The following is a 19,377-nucleotide window of genomic DNA, read 5'->3' as shown; positions in this document are numbered from 1 at the left end:
TAGTAAACTTACTGCATATTGGTGAACTCTAAAAACGCCATTATTTCATCTAATTGTGCCAAACCATCTTGGTAGCCAATATCAATCAAATGCTGGGTGTATTCCTTTTCAAAGAGTAAATAACTCACCAGTGACGATTCTGAATGCTTTTTCACACCAATACTGCGCAGTAGCATTTTTATTGACACTGGCATAGTGTCGTAGTACTGCGTTGCAATGGCATTAAAGTTTTGCGAGGGGTTTATCACAAAGTGCGCGATGCGCTTAAGTTCTTTATGTTTATCGCGCGCAGGAATAAGGGACAACGTTCGGTTAATACGTTCTAGCCGTTCAATGTCTGCACGTAAGGTGTCGGAGAAAATGGTATCGAGCAAATGGCCGGCAATCGTTGAAATACCGGGGTAGTGTGGCTGAAAACCAAAATATTTATTATCGATAGGTTGCTCAACACCAATTACAAAGACTTTTTCCGCGCCTAAATGAATTGCAGGGCTCAGCGGAGCATGTTGGTGTACCGAACCATCGCCAAAGTAGCCTTGACGAATTTTGGTGCTCGGGAAAACCATAGGAATGGCACTGGATGCCATTAAATGTTCAATATTAATTGTGGTTTTTTCACCACGCCGTTTAGCTCTGCGCCAAGAGTTGGCATGCTTAGCTTGGAAAAAGGCGACGGAATCACCGCTCGAATAACTCGAAGCGGTAATCGATAGTGCTTCTAAATAGTCGTTGCGAATATTATTGTCGATGCGTTTTAAATCGAGTACTGAGCGCAATAATTCTCGTAGTGGTTGGTTATTGAGCAAGCTTGCGGGTGGGTGGTTTTCATAATCCGACTGAAAACTACGTAACATATTAATAAAAATATGACCAAATACCGATGAAAAGTTGGTGTGATAAACCTGCTCGGTGCGAAAATTTTTCCACACATGTTCTAACTTTTTAACGGCTAGCTGATAGCACGAAGCGTAACAACCGAGCGCCGTTGCATTAATTGCGCCCGCAGATGTACCATTTATGATGGCAAATGGTGTTACTTGATTACGCGGCAGGTTTTTCGCAATCGCTTTTAAAACGCCTACTTGATAAGCCGCTCGTGCGCCACCACCAGTAAGTAGTAATGCAATTTTTGTTTTATGTTTTGAACTATTCCCGCTACTATTCATCAGATACTTTGTATTCTCCCTTTATTGTTAATTTAGAGCACTTTAGATCTAAAATAAATATTTGAACAGTGAAAAATATGACAACGAATTCTCAAAATAAATTACCTTACATTGTCGGACTCTCTCTGGTAGCAATCGTGATTGCGGTAGCAGCCATGCAATTAATGAAAGGCGACAAACCAGTAGAGCCGGGTGAACGGCAAGTAATTGAATTGCCACAACCCACTGAGCCTGTAGAGACAGAGCAAGAAACACAAGTTGTGACCAATGATCCTGTAATTGAACCAGTTGTTGAGCAAGTGGTTGTAACTAAAGAGCCTGAAGTTGAAGAGCCAGTAACGCCAGAAGTGACACGTGTGTTGCCTTCGCTCGATGATAGCGATTCAGTTGTACGAGAGTCGCTAGCAGATGTTGTATCAGTGAGCATGTTAAAACTTGTTGTTAGTGACGATTTAATTCGCCGTGCGGTGGTTTACATCGAAAACTTAGCGGACGGTAAGCTTGCTAAAAAGCACCAAATGTTTGTTGCGCCAAAACAAGCGTTTAGCGTAAACGACGGTGCCATTATTACCGTAAATCCAGAGAGTTTTGAGCGCTACGATCCGTATGTCAGCTTGTTTACTAAGCTTTCGGAAAAACAAATTATCGCATTAATTGATGAGTATAAGCCGCTGATCCAAGATGCTTATGATGAGATTGGTTTATCGGATTATGAATTTGAACAGCGCCTTGCACTGGCGATTCAGCATTTACTTGATACTCCAGCTGTTCCACTAGATACGCCGCTTACAAGTCAGTCTGTAACATATAAATATGCGGTACCTGAGTATGAAGCCTTATCTGATGCACAAAAACAGCTACTGCGTTTAGGTCCTGATAATATGGCGCAGGTGAAAACCAAGTTATCGCGTTTGTTAAAACAGCTTTAAGGTTAATTGTTGCGCAGTTGATTAGCATGCACAAAGTTTTGCTTGAACTTCATCAGCAAAATAGTGATAATCCCTGCGCGCAGTTGAGCAAAACCCTTTGTTTAACTGAGTTATTATGGTGATCTTATTGGTCCTCCCGCAATAATAGCGCGTGAATCTGGTCAGGCCCGGAAGGGAGCAGCCACAGCGTGTGACTTATGTGCCGGGATGTGGCTGGTAAGATTGCCACCCAACTTCTCTCTTTTGATGTTTGAAGTGTAAGTCTACAAATTTGTATCAAAACCCTGCATAAAATTTGAAGAATAATCCTGCATAGTCTAATTATTATATAATGTCACATCATTGGTGATGATTATGATAAGGCGTAAACTAAAGCATTCCAGAGTTAAGAATCTCTATAAGTTTGCAAGTCAAAAGAATAAAGCTACTTGCTTAGTTGAGTCATCTTTAGAATTCGATGCATGCTTTCACTTTGAATACTCACGCGAAATAAAAAGCTTTGAAGCACAACCGTTAGGCTTTGAATATGAGTTTGACGGCAGAATTTGCCGTTACACGCCGGATTTTTTGCTAACGCATCATGAGAAACCGCAAAAATATATTGAAGTGAAACCTTTCAGTAAAATTGCGAACTCTGAATTTAGAGCACGTTTTGCGCAAAAACAGTTAGTTGCCAAAGAACAAATAGGCATTGAACTGATATTAGTCACCGACAAACAAATTCGTGTTTATCCTACCTTAGACAACTTAAAATTGCTTCATCGTTATTCAGGATTTCAGTCTTTAACCGAGCTTCAGCTTTCTATCATTCAGCTACTCAACCAATGGCGAAAACTCACTATTCAAAATTTGGTGAAGACTCTAAAGGCTTCCATCGGTGAGATACTTGCCTCTGTATATCGTTTATTGTCTCTAGGCAGTGTTAATTCAGACTTAAACACAGAACTTACTTTAGAGTCGGTGATTTGGGCTGATGGAGTTTGAAGACGAGTTTAGCTTTGAGGAAGCACCGCAAAAGTTAGCTAAAACTGCTAATACAGAAGAGTCTAATCCTCAACCTCGTGATTTAGAGTCACTATCTAAGGAAGTGCAGGAAGCTACACTTGCTCGACTTAAATATGTTAAGTGGCTTAAACAGCGTTTAATTGGAGGTTGGACACAAAAAAATTTAGCGCCATTACTTGCTGAAATGCCTGAATTTGAAGGACAAGAAAAACCAAAGTGGCGCACGGTTGCTGGTTGGTACGCTGACTATATTAAAGCCGAAGAAGACATTCATGCATTGATCCCAAAGCACCATCGTAAGGGCAACCGCCAAGCACGCAGCGATACAGACAAATTCTTTGAACTTGCCCTTACTCGTTACCTGACGAAAGAGATCCCGAATGTTGCATCTGCACACCGTTTTTATTGCGACCAAATCGTTTTAGAAAATGAAAAGGTTCTAGGTGAGCCACTAAAACCACTCACCTATAAAGCGTTTAAAAACCGCATTGATAATCTACCTCAGTATGAAGTGATGCTTGAACGTTATGGTAAACGCTTAGCCGATATTGAATACAATAAAGTGATGAGCCATAAAAGGCCCACTAGAGTGCTTGAGCGTGTTGAAATAGATCATACACCACTAGATCTTATTCTTCTCGACGATGAACTTGATGTGCCACTGGGAAGACCAACTTTAACTTTGCTTATCGATGTTTATAGCCATTGTGTTGTTGGCTTTTACCTTGGTTTTCAGAGCCCTGGTTATGATGCTGTACGTAGAGCAATTACTCATGCGATGAAGCCTAAAATCTATCTTAAAAGTACCTATCCTGAAGTCGTAAATGAATGGCCATGCTGTGGGAAGATAGAAACTTTAGTAGTTGATAATGGTGCCGAATTTTGGTGCCAGTCATTAGAACTTGCGTGTGAAGAAGTTGGAATAAATATTAGTTATAACCCTGTTGGCAAACCTTGGCTAAAGCCCTTTGTTGAGCAGTTTTTTAAAACCATTAACGAAATGATGCTTTCGCCATTCCCCGGTAAAACATTCTCAAACATGCTCGCAAGGCACGATTATAACCCGAAAAAAGATGCCATATTGCGTTTTGGCACCTTTACCATGTTGTTCCATAAGTGGATTGTTGATGTTTATCATCAATCCGCTGATGCCAGATTTAGATATATACCCTGTGAAGACTGGAACAAAGGGTTTGCTGTACTGCCTCCTGCTCAGCTTACACAGCAAGATACAGACAAACTTGATGTTGTTATGTGCATGGCGAAAGAGAAAACATTGCGTAAAGGCGGTATTAAGAATCTACATATTAACTATGACAGTGACGAACTCTCTGTATATCGTAAACGATATTGCGCCAAAAAGAGCATAAAGGTTAAGGTTAAAATAAACCCAGATGACCTATCGTATGTATACGTCTACTTAAATGCGCTAGAGAACTATATTAAAGTGCCAAGCATTGACTTAGACGGCTACACAATGGGGTTGTCTCTGGTCAGGCATAAAATACACCTTAAATTTCACCGAGACTACATTCAGGGCAAAGTAGATCTATTGGGGCTTGCCAAGGCACGGCGATTTATTGATGAACGAGTGAAAGAAGAGGCGCGACAGCTTAAAAACGTAGTGTCAAAAACCAAAGTCACTGGCACCAAAGCAATGGCCAGGGCGCAGGGGATCGACAATACTCAAGTCAAATCGATTGTTACAATACCTGAGGCAAAGAAAACTGAACCAAGCCCCGCTGACACTAAGGTTAAAAAAGACGTTGAGAACTGGGATGATTTTGTCTCAGATCTTGAGGCGTTTTAGTTATGTTGACTCAGGCCAAAAAGGCAAAACTCAATCAATTTAAAGCGGTGTTTATTGAATACACCATACCAAAGACCATCATAAACGATTTCGACAAACTGCGTTTGCATTACGACCTTGCAGGTGAAAAGCCATGCATGATGCTAAGTGGTGATACTGGCTGTGGTAAATCAGCATTGATTAAACATTACTACGATAACAATCCTCCTCACTTTGCTGATGGTCAGCGCAAAGTACCTGTACTGCTTAGCCGAATACCGAGTAACCCATCAATTGAATCCACCCTAAAGCAGTTGCTACACGACCTTGGGCAGTTTGGGGCTAAATCTAGCAAACGACTTAAAAATGGCAATGAAATAGCGTTGGCTGAAAGCTTAGTTGAGCAATTAAAGCGCTCAGGTACGGAGTTAATAATTATTGATGAATTTCAAGAGCTTGTTGAAAACAATCTAGGAAAAAAGCGTCGAGATATAGCTAACCAGTTTAAATACATCAATGAGAAAGCAGGGATCTCCATTGTATTAGTCGGTATGCCTTGGATAGAGCAAATAGCCGATGAGCCTCAGTGGTCATCACGTATTTTTATTCGGCGCTTTATTCCTTATTTTAGAATCTCAAAAAAAGAAGAGCTTCAACTTTTTATTCGTGTTCTTAAAGGGTTTGCAAATCGGCTGCCATTTTCAGACAAGCCCCGTTTTGAGAATTTGGATATTGCATTATCGCTTTTTGCAATTTCAAATGGTTGCCTTAGAAAGCTGAAAAACTTTTTAGACTCAGCACTTACTGAAGCACTTATCACTGATGCGGTAACGCTGAACAAGCATTGTCTAAGTTCTGCATTTAAAGCTTGGCGGCCAGAGCTCGATAATGTGTTTGAGATGAATGTTAATGAAATTCAAGGTTGTGAGGTGGAACAGTATTCAACGTTTAAACCTGACGGACCTCAAGATGAAGATCCATTTATAGATACCCAATTTTGTAATAAAGTGCCTCTTGTACAGTTGCTGAAAAAGTAAAATACAAATCTGACGACTAATTCTAAGGCCTAAATAATTCCTAACTTTATATCATATTATTAAAGGTTGCACTTTAATCTTCTCTCTTTGTTTCAATTAATGGTGGAATAGATAATGCTTTGTAATTTAACGTGTTTGTTATATTGTTAGCAAATATATCATTGAACTAAATAACTATTTGATTTCACAGTTGATACAAGGATTTTGCTATGACTACATATATTCCGCTGGACCAATCAGAGTCTGCGGAGCAAATTATACCCGAAACGATTTTACCTAAACTTATTTATAATGAATTAGTTAAACTCATCGCTAGTGCTAGGGATGCAGCGAAGTCCGTAGACAATAACTACAATAAATCAGAGCGCAGTCACAAAGCGATTTCTATTGACGGGGAGCGGGGCTCGGGCAAAACCTCAATTTTGGTGAATTTAAAAAGTTACATTGAAAGTACAAAACCTGAGCTACTCAATGATGTTCATATATTGGAACCTATTGATCCTACTTTACTTGAAGATGGTGAATCATTGTTTTTACATGTTATTGTTGCTGCAGTTCTCCATGACGAGGATATAAAAAAGGCACAATCCGGCAATGTAAATAATGATGTTAGTTTTTCCCACACATTGGAAAAGCTAGCTAGTGCTTTAGAGTCTGTGGATGACCAAAAAGATTTACGAGGTATGGATAAGATCCGTTCCCTATATGGTAATAAGCATTTAGTTAATTGTGTAACTGATTTTTTTAAAAGTACTTTGAGGCTTTTAAATAAGCAGTTATTGGTTCTACCGATAGATGATGTTGACACTTCATTAAACCTCGCTTTTGAAAACCTAGAGATTATACGCCGCTATTTGGTGGCTCCATGTGTATTGCCAATCGTCAGTGGAGACCGAAAACTCTATGATGAGGTTTGTTGGCGTGATTTTCATGGCCGTTTGATGAAGGACTCTGCGTATCAGAAGTTGCAGGCCTTTAATATTGCGCAAGACTTAGCAAACGAATATCAACGTAAAATTTTGCCATTGCCACGCCGTCTAAGCATGCCCGAAGTAGAAAGCTACTGGAGTAATTCTGGAATAAAACTGGGTACTGTAAGTGGTATACCTTTAAGGAATTTTATTGCTTGGTTAGAGATCTTTTTAGCAGGCCCTGTAAATGGATTGGAAAATAGCCGGTTAACATTACCGATACCTTCAGTGAGGGCTTTAACGCAGTTTATAGCTCACTGTGGTAGTTTAATTACTACTCTACCAAATGAAATTAGGGAAGATATTGAGCCAATTAAAGTTCAACGTTTATGGCAAATGCCTAGTGTATCAATAGATGCTATTGAAGCGTTTCAAATAGAATACCAGAAAATTCATCAGCAAAGCTCTCGAGACTACAAACCTGCATATAAAGCGTTTGACGAAAAACAGAAGATATCTCCTGATCCGACCCCAAGTAATTTAGAGACTGATTCGTCAAAATTAACTCGTATTTGGGTTGATAGCCTTGTCTCATATTTTCAGCATGAAACAAGAGCATGTGCAATTAATCTTACACTTAAAGCAAAGCAAAGCTGGTTAAATAATGGAGAAGGTACCTACAGCCATAGTTCTTTATTTGCGACACCGTTGTTTCAACCTTTGACTCACTCAATTCAATTTAAAACGAGTGAATTGCAAAATGATCTTGCAGAATGGGATACCCATTTAACCGGTCGTTTACCTGTAAGCTGGGTTGACGAGATAAAAAGCCAAAAAACTGCGGTGCCTTATCCTGTCCCAGAAGTTGGAGTAAACTCTGCTTTGAACTGGCAATATTGGATGTCAATTAATAATGTGATAGAAGCAACCGAACAACAAAAGAACAAAGCAATTTTCTTCATTTCAGCACTGTGCCATCGTAATTATTATACAAACAATAAACGCTCAATGATGCTCAACATAGGTCGCGTTTTTGAAGTTATAATTGCAAGCTTGGTTTCTGACCCTGATTCAAATCAGTTTGATAGTATTAGGCAAAGAGCTCCTTTCTATTCAACTAGCGATATTGCTCCAACAAAAACTTTAAAATTTGGTGAGGAGCAAAAAAAGCAAGGTATTTCGTTAGAGTACGCTGCTAGAGAAACCATAAATGATATTCCTTCAGTGGTTTATGAACAAATTGACCTTTGTTGGCAAGAGTTACTGGAAGAAGTTGTTACATGGCGCAAAGAATATGAAATAGATAAGCTTAATCTTTCTCCTTGGTTGGTTTACAAGGTGTTCAATAAGGTCTTTAGCCAAGTCGCCAATGATGATTATTACAGCACAGGTATGAAAAGCGTTGATTATGCTTTAGATATTGCAGCGAAAGCATTTTATGGTACTTGGTCAGCCTTTGGTTCTTTCGAAAAAGGAGAATTATTTGGTCTTCCTACTATTGTAGCGAACACGAACATTAATACTTCAAGAAATTTTGAATCTCACAATGAACATTTTTCTCAAAATATTTTACCATTTTCAGACAGACTAAATGCTTCGGATGAGGAGTTAGAGGCGCGTAAAAATTATGGTTTATTCACAAGAACAGTAACTCAAGCACTTGCAGGGCACCCATTTAGAAAATGGTTGAATGATGTTTCTAAAGTTAAGTGGCAATCTAATGATAACGGTACAACTGATGTACATCAAAAGCTTAAACAAACCGAAAAAATCATAAAGCCAATTGAACCCCACAAAGAATATATATGTGAGGTTCTTAAAATCGACCCTTATACAAAACTTACGCAGAACGCAATTTCGAAAGCAATGAAAAAGAATACTTGGACAAGTCAGACCTTTTTGCAGCATCTGAAGATATTGAAAAAAGATTATAATGAAAAAGCATGGAATGCATTTGAAAAAGCAGGCAATAAACTATTTTTCGATAAAGGTAGTGACTGATGTTATATCGTCAGTTAAGTGAGCATGCAGCAGGTTGTTTTTACAGTGATGAACAGGTAGCGAAACTCCTGTGGCAATTTTTGCGCTCACCACAAGACGATACATTTGGTGACATGTGGCAATTGCTTCAAAATGAATGCTATCAATTGCTTACTTCGAGTGTGGATACACGTTACCCTCGAGAGTTTAGACTAAATGACATCCGAGCACTAATGGGTCAGCAGTGTAATGCTGGCCTATTTGTTACCTCTTATTTGCCATGGCTGGATGAATTAGCTGATTCGTTACTGATACGGAATGGAGACTACCTGCAATTTAGAGAATCTAAAACTCAAGCTTATGTGCGACTTGCCGCAGAACTTGACCCTTCGTTACTAGCTGGCTGGCAACTCGCTGATTGGTTACAACAAAACCCAATACCTCAAATCCACGATATTAGAAGAATAATTAATGCTCAATTACCTTTCTTTGCTCCTCCTGCAAATTCGGCGAAGCCATTTGCCGAAGGACACGTTCATGTTTGGGGAGTTACTACAGAAAGCCTTATTTTTAGTGAGATTTTGTTCCAATCAAAGCCTCTTAAAACCAAAAGTTCGGCTTTATCTAGTGAATTACTAAGCGACGTTCAGACAGACAAGTTGTTAACTAGAGCTAGAACTCTATTTGCAGATATTATTAACTTTGCAAAGGCGGCTAATTTTAATCCAGATAAGCAACAAGATAATGTTCCGACTAATTCTTTCAGTCATTGGCTACAGATACGTGATGAGTCATTTCGGACGAGCAATGATTGGGAATTATTAGCAAAATTGCCACACAATATTAAACAATTAAATATTCAATGGTTACTGTCCGAATTCGCTCAGGCGATTTGTCAACGACAAGCAAATTGCTGGTTATGGCTGCACGTGTTTTTAAGTTTTATTTACAAAAATTCCAGTACGTGCCCATCGACTCGTGTCGCAATACTTTGCTTCTGGCAAACTATGAACGCACTCAGACGTCGTTTAATTATGGATGGACAGGGACTTTCACGTTTTGTAGAAACTTATAATGGAAGCTATTTACGCAAAATTGGCCAACCTTACCAAGATAATATTCGTAGGATTTTTGCTGGCAAAGACGATATTGCAGAGATTAAATCTGGACTTTTCTCATTCACAAATAAAAGTATAGAAAATTTTTCTCACGCACTCCTTTCTTCTTCAAATGTTATACTACCTAAAGCACCGTATATTTTTGGGGAGCATGAAATTGTTTTAAATGAAGGTGCTCTTCGTTATATTGATTGTTTAGAGCGTTGGCACTATTGTGGTCACTTTTCCCGTTCACAATCAGCTGGAATAGGAAAAAGGCCTAAAGCTGATTTAAAAGATAATTGGAAAAAAGCAGCTAAATTACTTCGTAAGTTAAACTCTCAATCTGGTTGGAGTGAGTCTACCTTTCTGGGAGGCAAGTTAAATCCAAACTTTCATTTTCAACCAAACAGGTGGTTTAGAGGTTTAGATGTTGCAGGTGATGAAAATGCACTCAAAATTGAGTCTTTTGCACCAATGTTACGTTGGTTGAGATCAGGGTTACATTCAAAAAGTGCGACTGAAACAGCGAGCAAGGACTTTCATTTTAGCATTCATGCGGGTGAAGATTACGCGCATCCCCTGTCGGGAATGCGACACATAGATGAAACAGTTCGTTTTTGTGATATGCGTGGTGGTGATAGACTTGGTCATGCTTTAGCGCTTGGTATTGAGCCTGCCAAATGGGCAAAACGACAGGGAGAAATGGTTCTTTATGCTGATGAACATTTGGATAATTTAGTTTGGATGTGGCACTACGCAACGGTCTTAAGTACCCAACTTCCGCTAGCTCAACAAGTTATCCCATTGCTCGAAAGGCGTATAGCTCGTTTTTATAATAAAGTCAGCTGGTTAAAACAGCCCAAGTTTCATGATGAGGTTGAGGCGCAGTCCGAGGCTCCTCTTTTTGACTCTCAAACGGATAAGTTAACTCCAGATATTCTATATCGTGCTTGGTTGTTAAGGAGAAACTGTTATTTCAGATTGAAAAATCTTCATGGCAACAACCCTATGTCTGCAATGGAGGTGGTTGCTCTGCCTGATTGGGCGAGACTTTGTGACGACGAAAACCTTGCATCGATTATTTATAAAAGTCGTCATTCAAGCCTACTCAGTGACGAGGCTGATGCTATGGTTATTGTTCGTGTAGCTAATGAGTGGGAAGCTCAGAACAATATTGGTCTTTCATCTTCTTGTGGTCAATTAGAGCGCAACCAAAACAAAAAAATTATCGAGGATATTGATACTCCAGCTGAACTAGAGTTTATGGTTGCAATCCAAGATTATCTTCTTACACAATATGATAGTCAGGGCATCATTATCGAAACGAACCCCACCTCAAACGTTTATATTGCTAGGCTAAAAAGTCACAAAGAGCATCCAATTTTTCGTTGGAGTCCACCCGATGAATCCGTTCTCATCAATGGGAATGCCTTCAACCGATTCGGTTTGCGGAAAGGACCGGTTAAAGTGTTGGTAAATACAGATGATCCTGGGATAATGCCGACAACTCTTCGTACTGAGTATATGTTATTGTGGGAAGCAGCAGTACAGCAGGGCATTGGGAGTACAGTTGCGGAGCGTTGGTTAGAGTCTATTCGCCAATTTGGATTAGAACAATTTCATCGCAGTCACCTACCTGTTTTTGAACCCATTTAACAAGAGTAAACTTTAATGAGTGATCAAGAAAATACACCCATTTCAACATTTGATGAATTGAACATTCAGATACAAGTCAAAAAGGGCGAGTTTGAATCAAAGCAACAAGCAAGTTATTGGCAGCGGTATGTGATACGCCGAATACCGCTTTTCACAATTCCGGTTTTAATTTTTTATTTAACGATATTTGCTTTGGGATTTGTAAAAGACATAGGTACCCAAGTTGCAAACTCGTTGGTACCGAGTCTACCATTTTCTGTTTATATAACCTCAGATACACTTTGCACGTTATGTGCAGTTGTCTTAGTTCATTTTGTATTTGTAGGTCTAAAATATAAGGGGATGGATAAAATATGGCGTTTATTAAATAAACTTGTTTTTAATGTGTTGATGATAGCTATCATTTATAGTGTCTCAACCCTTATTTATAAAGAAGTACATACAGTTGCGCTAGGGATCGTTGTGTTTGTACCTTTATGTATTTTACCTCCTCTTGTTGATAAGACGCTCGGTTGGACACGGCAAAATGATAGATTCAAATTATTTTCGTCAAAGATGCAGGCATTGATTGAACTAAATCTAGCCAGAGAAAGCTTTGGTGTTGCAATTAGTGAGCGTAACATTCTGGAATATTTAGGGGTATTAGAACAGTTCGAAAGTCAAAAATATAATGATACGGTTTCTGATTCATTCTATATCTTAAACAAAATTGAGCAACTGAAGCAGCAGGTATAGAAATCAATTACTATTGTGAGGTCTTTAAGTGTACTTCGGTTTAACAGTTACGAAAGAGTTTTTAGTTATTGCAATTTAAAGCCAATAACCATTAAGATTTAGACGTTGAAGATAAGGTGACCATCTTGTTTGACTTATTTCTTAAGGTGGACGTAAATTCTCAGATTTTACATTCGATTAGTTTCTACTCAGTCACAGCAAATAGCGCCTCTTTTGATGAATACGAACAGAGAGGTGAGGGTAATTTACACAGGGTCAAATAAGTTTTTAATTTTCTCAATGATACCAAAGGAAGAAGCTTACTCTCGAAATTTGTAATATGAATCTGTTGATGGGAGTTTGCATGTAAGCTCCTCGAAAATAGAGAAGGGGTTTATTGAGCACTCCATTTCTATGTGTTTAATTAATTCGGCTATTTTATCAAACATTAATAAGTGCAATTAGCCAAAACACCAAAGTGGCGGCTTTTGGCCATGCGAATTTAACTGGCTTTTGTATCTCGCAGTAACGCCTCTTCGGGGCTGACATGTTAAGGTTTCTAGGTAGCCATCCTTTTCACACTAGATAGCTCTTACCCATGTGAATAGCCTGATTTAGATTGGTTGTAATTACTTTCTGCCATCTCAATTCGGTCTAGCCTACCTTGTTTTTTCAACATCGTGATGTTGCGCTTTGATTGCCAGATGTTTGCTAGTGTTAATGTTCTCTGTTTTTAGTTGGTGTTGAATGTCATTCACAATATCAAGAAAGGGAATTTTCTAGCCCCAATTTTTGTTTATTTGCCTTTAGTTCCTTACAAGTTTTTCAACTCATTAGACTAAATATGATTCAAAAGCTTCTAACTTAATTATTTCTTTGACCACCTTGCAATTGTTTTTATATAAATTTTTGTCCGTTTTGATTTTCGTCGAGTTCGTATACGAGCATTTTTCACTCCTTATGCCAATGCATTTCAATGAAAAATACAACAAAGAATAGATATTGAAACATATTTGATAAAACTAAGTATTCCTTAGTATGAAAACGAGCGTTATACTAAGAGAATCTTAGCTATTGAAATTAGTAGCTAAGGTACTTATGGAATCACCAACGCCTTCACGTCTAAAAGAGGCTCGCAAAGCAGCTGGTTACACACAACAGCAGCTAGGCATTGCTTTAGGTATGGAGCCCAATACGGCTAGTGCAAGAATGAACCAGTATGAAAAAGGCAAGCATGCACCAGACTTCACAACAATGAAGCGTATTGCTGACGAGTTGAGTGTGCCTGTCGCTTATTTTTATTGTGAAGAAAATAGGCTGGCCGAACTAATACGTAGTTGGAGCAATATGAGTGAAGATGCGAGAGATCAAATTATTAAAATAGCGAAGGATATCTCTGATTAATTAGGTCTGTCGTGATGAACTTCATAGCAGTGTGAACAAAGGATTCTTCGTGAGCTTTTAAATCAACTTCTAGCTTTAATAAGGCACAATTGCCATTTAATATGACCAAAAGAGAAGCTCGGATTTCCACGTTGAGATTGCTGCAGGGAATTATGGAGTTGAAATAATCCACTGAAGTCACTCTTAGCTTTGACTTTACCACAAGCAAAGTAGGTAGATCCTTCTCTCTTCAAGTGAAAGAAGCAATAATTAAAGAGAGTCGCCTCTCGGAATAAGCTAAATGGAGCTTCTTGGATGGGAGATAGTGTTGAACATGAGTTTGCCCAATCCGTGTAGGTCACTATTTCGAAGAAGCATAAAAACTCAAAACATATTATGCTCGTTACCCTGTGAACAGTTTACTAGAATATCATTATCATTCCAGCTAAGACTTAAACTAAGAAAAGCCATTAAATTTACCGAAGAATGGCTAAGCCTATATTGAGAGATGGTTTTGATTCATCTCTGGTTTTGAAATATAAATGCTTGTCTATTTTTTCTAAAAGCAAAGCGCTCATTTAAAAGGTAAATGAATTTGACGAAGTTATAAAAACAAACTATACCTAAACTAAGGATTTCTTAGTTTAGGTTTGAAATGCAATTCCTTTCTCAAGCAACTCCATACCCTGATGAAACTATTGAAAGCTATTTGCTTCGTTTGTCACAAGATAATGGCTACCTAGGCTTTGCAGATATGGCTGATATTTTGTGGGATTGGCTGGTAACGCAAGATCACGAGCTGGAAGGGGCTTTTTCAAACGAGTTGCAATCGGTTGATGTTTATAAGGCATCGCAGTCGAGTAACTTTCGGGTGCGGGCGCTGCGGTTGGTTGCGCAGTTAGCAGGGGTTGAAGCGTCTGAGCTGCTTAACTTATGTTGGCTTCGCAGTAATACACAGTTTGGTGTTATCACGGCTGTTGCTCGTAGTGGGTTATTGGTGCCTCGTCAGTTGCTTCGCAAGTCTAACATTCCTGTTTGCACCGAATGTTTAAAGCAAGAAGTGTACGTACCTTATCTTTGGCATTTAAAAGTCTATAAAGCCTGTCATAAGCATAATCGGCAGTTAACTAAAATATGTAGACAATGCAACACTGAAATTGACTACAGAGTGTCTGAGGCGTTTTTAGAGTGTGAGTGTGGTGCTGCAATCAAGCAAGGACCAAAGGCGAGTCAAGCAGACTTGAAGCTGGCAAGTGCCCTGACTAGTACTGCTGACGCAAAACTTGTTGGGCTTATGGCTTGGTTTAGTCAGTGGCAATCTATAAGCTTTGATGACGATGAGTTTAGCGAACTGTTTGTAAGCTACTTTTCTAACGGGCTCAGTGGGTTTCAGGATGAACTAAGTAATATCGCTGAACTTGCAAAAATAAAACAGCTTAGGCCTTTTAACCACACGCCGTTTAATGATGTATTTGGTAGTTTACTTAAGGACAGCAAGCTCGCTTGTGCTGGTTCGCAAGGTTACAATACGGTGCAGTTGGCCATCATTGCATTCTTAACCAAGCTCGTTGAGCAAAACCCAAAGAAAAAACACCCAAACTTAAGTGACCTATTAATCTCTATGCTCGATGCCGCCGTAATTCTTGGCACAAATACCGAGCAAGTATTTAGGTTATACGAAGAGGGTTTTTTAGCAGCTGTTCAGCCACCTAAAAAGAATACGTTTTTAAAGCCGAGCGATAATTTATTTTACCTAAGACAGGTTATTGAACTACAACAGTCTTTTGCACCGAGCATATCTAACAAGCCACAACAATTTGTACCACCATGGTGATCAATGGAACTGAACACACTACTTCAAAATACCCCAATCAAAGAGCTTACTCAAACGTTACGAGTTGCATTTGCACCATACTCTGAATATATTGATACTACAGGGAGTGAGTTTCAAGCGTTGGTAGTTTTAATTAACCTCACTTACAAACGTAAAGACATAAAAGACTTAACAAGTATGAGTGCCGCGAAGGCCGTGCTGCGTGATGAGCAACACCTTAAAACTTGTATTGATGAAGTGAAATGGTATCACACTCATAATTTAAAATACCCTGATATTCGAGTTAGTCACCAAAGGTTATTGGCGCAAGTAGTTGATGATGGGCATAGGGTTGTCAGTAGTAGTAGGTACCCTGCGCAATTTGGCTGGTCGCACGATAGCGCTAAAATTAATCATGCTAAGTTGTTTTTAAGAGGCTTTATTTGGCGTGGTGAATATGTGTGTTTGGCACAGCTGCTTGCAAAGCAAGAGGGCTTTTGGGTAGAACAGTTTAGTGAGCTTGGGTTACTAAAAAAGGATGTTATAACAGTGTGTGAGCAAATAGCCGCGCAGCTCCCCAATGAAGACTTGCCTGAGCAAATTAGCAATTACACCCCTCAGTTGCTTATTCCAATAGAGCATGATTACTTGAGTGTATCGCCCGTTGTGAGCCACGCCGTTTTGGCTGTGATGCAAACGGCAACGCGCAGCGGTTTGCTTAAACGCGGGATCATTGAACACAATCGACCTGTAAATGTTGGAGAGCTGCCAAGCGCACTGGGAGGCAGAGTTAACGTGCTTAAGTACTTTGTTAAAACTTACAGTGCGACAACCGTTAACAACTACTACAGCCAAGACGAGCAACGGCTTTTTAATGTGTCGTTATTAAATAGCAAAACATTGAGTGAGGCTTTGCTGGTGCTATCAAAGTCAAAGCCGTTTAATACGCTTAGGCAAAAGCGTTTAGCACGTGTTGCTGCAATTAAGGTGTTACGAACAGCACTTTATGGATGGTTAGAAAAGCTCATAAAATTGGTGCAAAGCGAAACGATAAATGACTCAGACTCTGAGCTAGTAAAGCTTTTAGCTACCAAAGAATACAAGCAATTAGAGCTTACTTTAAGCCAAGAGCTCAACAAGCAAATGAATGGGCTTAAATACTTAAAGCGCTATGCTTATCACCCAAAACTAATGCCTATCTTAAAAGCGCAACTTAGTTATGTGCTATCGCATCAAAATAACCAAGAGGGCGAGCTTGAGGCGGAGCATATTAAGTACGTGCATTGTCAGAATTTGCGCGTCTACAATGCCGAGGCAATGCCGAACCCTTACATAATGGGTATGCCGTCAATCACCGCGCTTGAAGGTTTGGGGCATCAATTTCAACGTAAGCTGCAAAAGCTGGTAGGCAGTGGCGTACATGTGATTGGTGTGGCTGTGTATATTCGCTCGTACCAATTGCACAATCACAAGCAGTTGCCAGAGCCCAATAAACTCAAAAAAGACGGTCAAAAGCGTGAGCCGCTGCGCTCGGCAATTATGCAAATACCTAAGTGCGATATATGTTTTGATTTAGTATTTAGAGTGCAAACCAAAAATCAAGCTGTTGCTAACGACTTGTCTGAAAACCTGCTGAAAGCTGCATTTCCATCGCGCTATGCGGGTGGCACGCTCCACCCGCCATCGTTATATGTTCAAGTTGATTGGTGCCAAGTTTATGCAAAACCATTAGCATTATTTGAGCGTATTCGCTCGTTGCCTAAAGGTGGTTCTTGGCTATATCCAACATCAGTTGAAGTGAGCAGTTTTGAGGAATTGGCTGAGCAATTAACGCTGCGACCCACTATGCGGCCAGCTGCACTGGGTTACTTAGCCCTTGAAGAACCAAAACCAAGGCAAGGCTCAATCACCCAGTTACATTGCTATGTTGAGCCTGTTATTGGGTTGCTTGAATGTGTAGATGCGGTCACGGCTCGGCTATCTGGTGCTCGGCATTTTTTTAATCATGGGTTTTGGACCATGCATTGCAAAAAAGCATCTATGCTTATGAAAAAGTCAAAGTTTGAGTACGACTAATGAAACTCCCACGCCAGCTCACATACACCCGCTCACTCTCGCCAGGTAAGGCGGTGTTCTTTTATAAAACACCAGAAAGCGATTTTGAACCACTACAAATTGAACGGCAAAAGATCCGAGGTCAAAAGTCAGGGTTTGTCGAAGCTTACAAAAATGAAGCCACTCCTAAAGAGCTAGCACCGCAAGACTTGGCCTTTGGTAATCCGCACACCATAGAGCTTTGCTATGTGCCACCCACAGTGCAACAAGTCTATTGCCGGTTTTCACTCAGAGTAGAAGCAAACAGTCTAGAACCTAACGTATGTAGTGAACCAAAAGTAAGTTATTGGCTCACACGTTTTATGAACACCTACAAGCAGCATGGTGGCTTCAGGGATTTGGCAAAGCGTTATGCCAAAAATATTCTTATCTGCGAGTGGCTATGGCGAAACAAAACGTCACCCAATGTAGATTTAGAGATAATTGGCGAAGGGTTTAAACCTATCAGCATCAGCAAAGCCAACCGTTTACGCTGGGAGGGCAAATGGCGCGAAGCTGAAGATTCGTTACATACACTCACAGACGTTATCCAGACAGGGCTAGAAGACCCATATAGCTTTTGCTTTTTAGAAGTAACTGCCAAGATCGATACCTACTTTGGGCAGGAAATTTATCCAAGCCAATCATTCGCAGAAAACGGCGCCATAGCAAGAACTTATGCGTATACACAAGTAGCGGGTAAAGACGCAGCCTGCTTTCATTCTCAAAAGGTGGGCGCTGCCATTCAAATGATTGATGACTGGTATGATGAAGGCGCAAACAAGCGCTTAAGAATTCACGAATACGGCGCAGATTACAAAAACGTGATAGCCAGACGCGCGCCAAGCAAACGATTAGACTTTTATTCACTGCTAAAAAAAATTGCGCTATATGTAAAAGAAATGGAGCAAAACGGTTTAAAAAACCAAGAGCAGGCAAGTCATATTCACTATATAGCAGCAGTTTTAATCAAAGGTGGGTTATTCCAAAGGACCAAAGAATGAGCCGAGCTTATTTTACCATTACTTACCTACCAGAAAACTGTGATGTAACTCTACTAGCGGGCCGTTGCATTGGCATATTGCACGGTTTTATGAACAAACTAAGCTGCAACCACATTGGTGTCAGCTTCCCCAAATGGACGGATAAACACTTAGGCAATCAGATAGCTTTTGTGAGTGAAGATAAAACAGCACTTAAAAACCTAAGCCAGCAAAACTACTTTGAAATGATGGCCCACGACAAGCTGTTTGAAATCTCAGTTATCAAACCTGTACCAGCTGATGCGACAGAAGTCCGAATCATTCGCGATCAAAGCCTAGGTAAGTTGTTTATGGGTGAAAAGCGCCGCCGAATGGAACGTGCAAAACGCAGAGCCGAGGCGCGCGGTGAGGAGTACACCCCACAGTACGTGTCCAGCGATATAGAAATTAGCACATTTCATAAAATCCCCATTGCCAGCAAAAGGAACCAAAATGACTTTGTACTGCACTTAAGGTTAGAGCTAGCAAATTCAATACAAAATACTTTTAATAGTTATGGTTTTGCGACAAATGAAGAATACAAAGGTAGTGTTCCACTGCTAGCTTTTTAAATATCGGTAGCTTTTGAGTGCTGTATATCAAAGAGTTACGAGCAGCCGGTAAAACAAAGGTCATTTGTTAAAAATTAAGGTAACCGTATGGAATTTATATCGTTTTAGGCTAAATTTAATAGTGACCTGCCGCATAGGCAGCTGTAAATACCATCGGAAAAAGCGGGTTTGACAGTTGCACGTGACCTGCCGCATAGGCAGCTGTA

13 protein-coding genes and 1 other RNA gene are annotated in these 19,377 nt (G+C 39.8%); 13 read left to right on the top strand and 1 reads right to left on the bottom strand.

Going from position 1 to position 19,377, the window contains the following annotated elements; genetic code table 11:
- Nucleotides 1-8: 8 nt before the first annotated feature.
- Nucleotides 9-1,166, bottom strand: a complete 1,158-nt coding sequence (locus PSPO_RS09320; protein ID WP_010559713.1) for a patatin-like phospholipase family protein — start codon at nucleotides 1,164-1,166, stop codon at nucleotides 9-11.
- A 77-nt stretch (nucleotides 1,167-1,243) separates the two neighbouring features.
- On the opposite strand from PSPO_RS09320, the gene PSPO_RS09315 reads away from it, so the two are divergent.
- From PSPO_RS09315 to cas6f, 13 genes are all read left to right on the top strand, one after another.
- Nucleotides 1,244-2,095, top strand: a complete 852-nt coding sequence (locus tag PSPO_RS09315; RefSeq protein ID WP_040641923.1) for a DUF3014 domain-containing protein — start codon at nucleotides 1,244-1,246, stop codon at nucleotides 2,093-2,095.
- A 125-nt stretch (nucleotides 2,096-2,220) separates the two neighbouring features.
- An RNA gene (gene ffs / locus PSPO_RS09310) (signal recognition particle sRNA small type) lies at nucleotides 2,221-2,317 on the top strand.
- 132 nt (nucleotides 2,318-2,449) lie between these two features.
- Nucleotides 2,450-3,079, top strand: a complete 630-nt coding sequence (locus tag PSPO_RS09305; RefSeq protein ID WP_010559715.1) for a TnsA endonuclease N-terminal domain-containing protein — start codon at nucleotides 2,450-2,452, stop codon at nucleotides 3,077-3,079.
- Complete coding sequence (locus PSPO_RS09300) at nucleotides 3,069-4,910, top strand: Mu transposase C-terminal domain-containing protein (RefSeq protein ID WP_010559716.1); 1,842 nt, start codon at nucleotides 3,069-3,071, stop codon at nucleotides 4,908-4,910. Before PSPO_RS09305 ends, PSPO_RS09300 begins: the two co-directional genes overlap by 11 nt.
- 2 nt (nucleotides 4,911-4,912) lie before the next feature.
- The gene (locus tag PSPO_RS09295; RefSeq protein WP_010559717.1) at nucleotides 4,913-5,926 is read left to right on the top strand and encodes a TniB family NTP-binding protein; all 1,014 of its coding nucleotides are present in this window, start codon (nucleotides 4,913-4,915) and stop codon (nucleotides 5,924-5,926) included.
- Between the two features lie 209 nt (nucleotides 5,927-6,135).
- On the top strand, nucleotides 6,136-8,838 hold the full coding sequence (rdrA, locus tag PSPO_RS09290) for an antiviral RADAR system adenosine triphosphatase RdrA (RefSeq protein WP_010559718.1): 2,703 nt from the start codon (nucleotides 6,136-6,138) through the stop codon (nucleotides 8,836-8,838).
- Complete coding sequence (gene rdrB, locus PSPO_RS09285) at nucleotides 8,838-11,573, top strand: antiviral RADAR system adenosine deaminase RdrB (RefSeq protein ID WP_010559719.1); 2,736 nt, start codon at nucleotides 8,838-8,840, stop codon at nucleotides 11,571-11,573. The genes rdrA and rdrB overlap by 1 nt, the downstream gene beginning before the upstream one ends.
- Before the next feature lie 15 nt (nucleotides 11,574-11,588).
- Nucleotides 11,589-12,308: an antiviral RADAR system accessory protein RdrD gene (gene rdrD / locus PSPO_RS09280; protein WP_010559720.1), complete on the top strand. Its 720-nt coding sequence runs from the start codon at nucleotides 11,589-11,591 to the stop codon at nucleotides 12,306-12,308.
- Between the two features lie 1,077 nt (nucleotides 12,309-13,385).
- Nucleotides 13,386-13,691, top strand: a complete 306-nt coding sequence (locus PSPO_RS09275) for a helix-turn-helix domain-containing protein (protein ID WP_010559721.1) — start codon at nucleotides 13,386-13,388, stop codon at nucleotides 13,689-13,691.
- A 634-nt stretch (nucleotides 13,692-14,325) separates the two neighbouring features.
- Nucleotides 14,326-15,504: a TniQ family protein gene (locus tag PSPO_RS09270; protein ID WP_010559722.1), complete on the top strand. Its 1,179-nt coding sequence runs from the start codon at nucleotides 14,326-14,328 to the stop codon at nucleotides 15,502-15,504.
- A 3-nt stretch (nucleotides 15,505-15,507) separates the two neighbouring features.
- Nucleotides 15,508-17,559: a type I-F CRISPR-associated protein Csy2 gene (locus PSPO_RS09265; RefSeq protein ID WP_010559723.1), complete on the top strand. Its 2,052-nt coding sequence runs from the start codon at nucleotides 15,508-15,510 to the stop codon at nucleotides 17,557-17,559.
- The gene (gene csy3, locus PSPO_RS09260) at nucleotides 17,559-18,581 is read left to right on the top strand and encodes a type I-F CRISPR-associated protein Csy3 (RefSeq protein ID WP_010559724.1); all 1,023 of its coding nucleotides are present in this window, start codon (nucleotides 17,559-17,561) and stop codon (nucleotides 18,579-18,581) included. The genes PSPO_RS09265 and csy3 overlap by 1 nt, the downstream gene beginning before the upstream one ends.
- The gene (gene cas6f / locus PSPO_RS09255; protein WP_010559725.1) at nucleotides 18,578-19,171 is read left to right on the top strand and encodes a type I-F CRISPR-associated endoribonuclease Cas6/Csy4; all 594 of its coding nucleotides are present in this window, start codon (nucleotides 18,578-18,580) and stop codon (nucleotides 19,169-19,171) included. The genes csy3 and cas6f overlap by 4 nt, the downstream gene beginning before the upstream one ends.
- Nucleotides 19,172-19,377 lie beyond the last annotated feature (206 nt).

This window comes from Pseudoalteromonas spongiae UST010723-006, assembly GCF_000238255.3.
Lineage (GTDB): Bacteria > Pseudomonadota > Gammaproteobacteria > Enterobacterales > Alteromonadaceae > Pseudoalteromonas > Pseudoalteromonas spongiae.
Note: the sequence above shows the minus strand (reverse complement) of the source record. Positions and strands in the feature narration are given on the sequence as shown.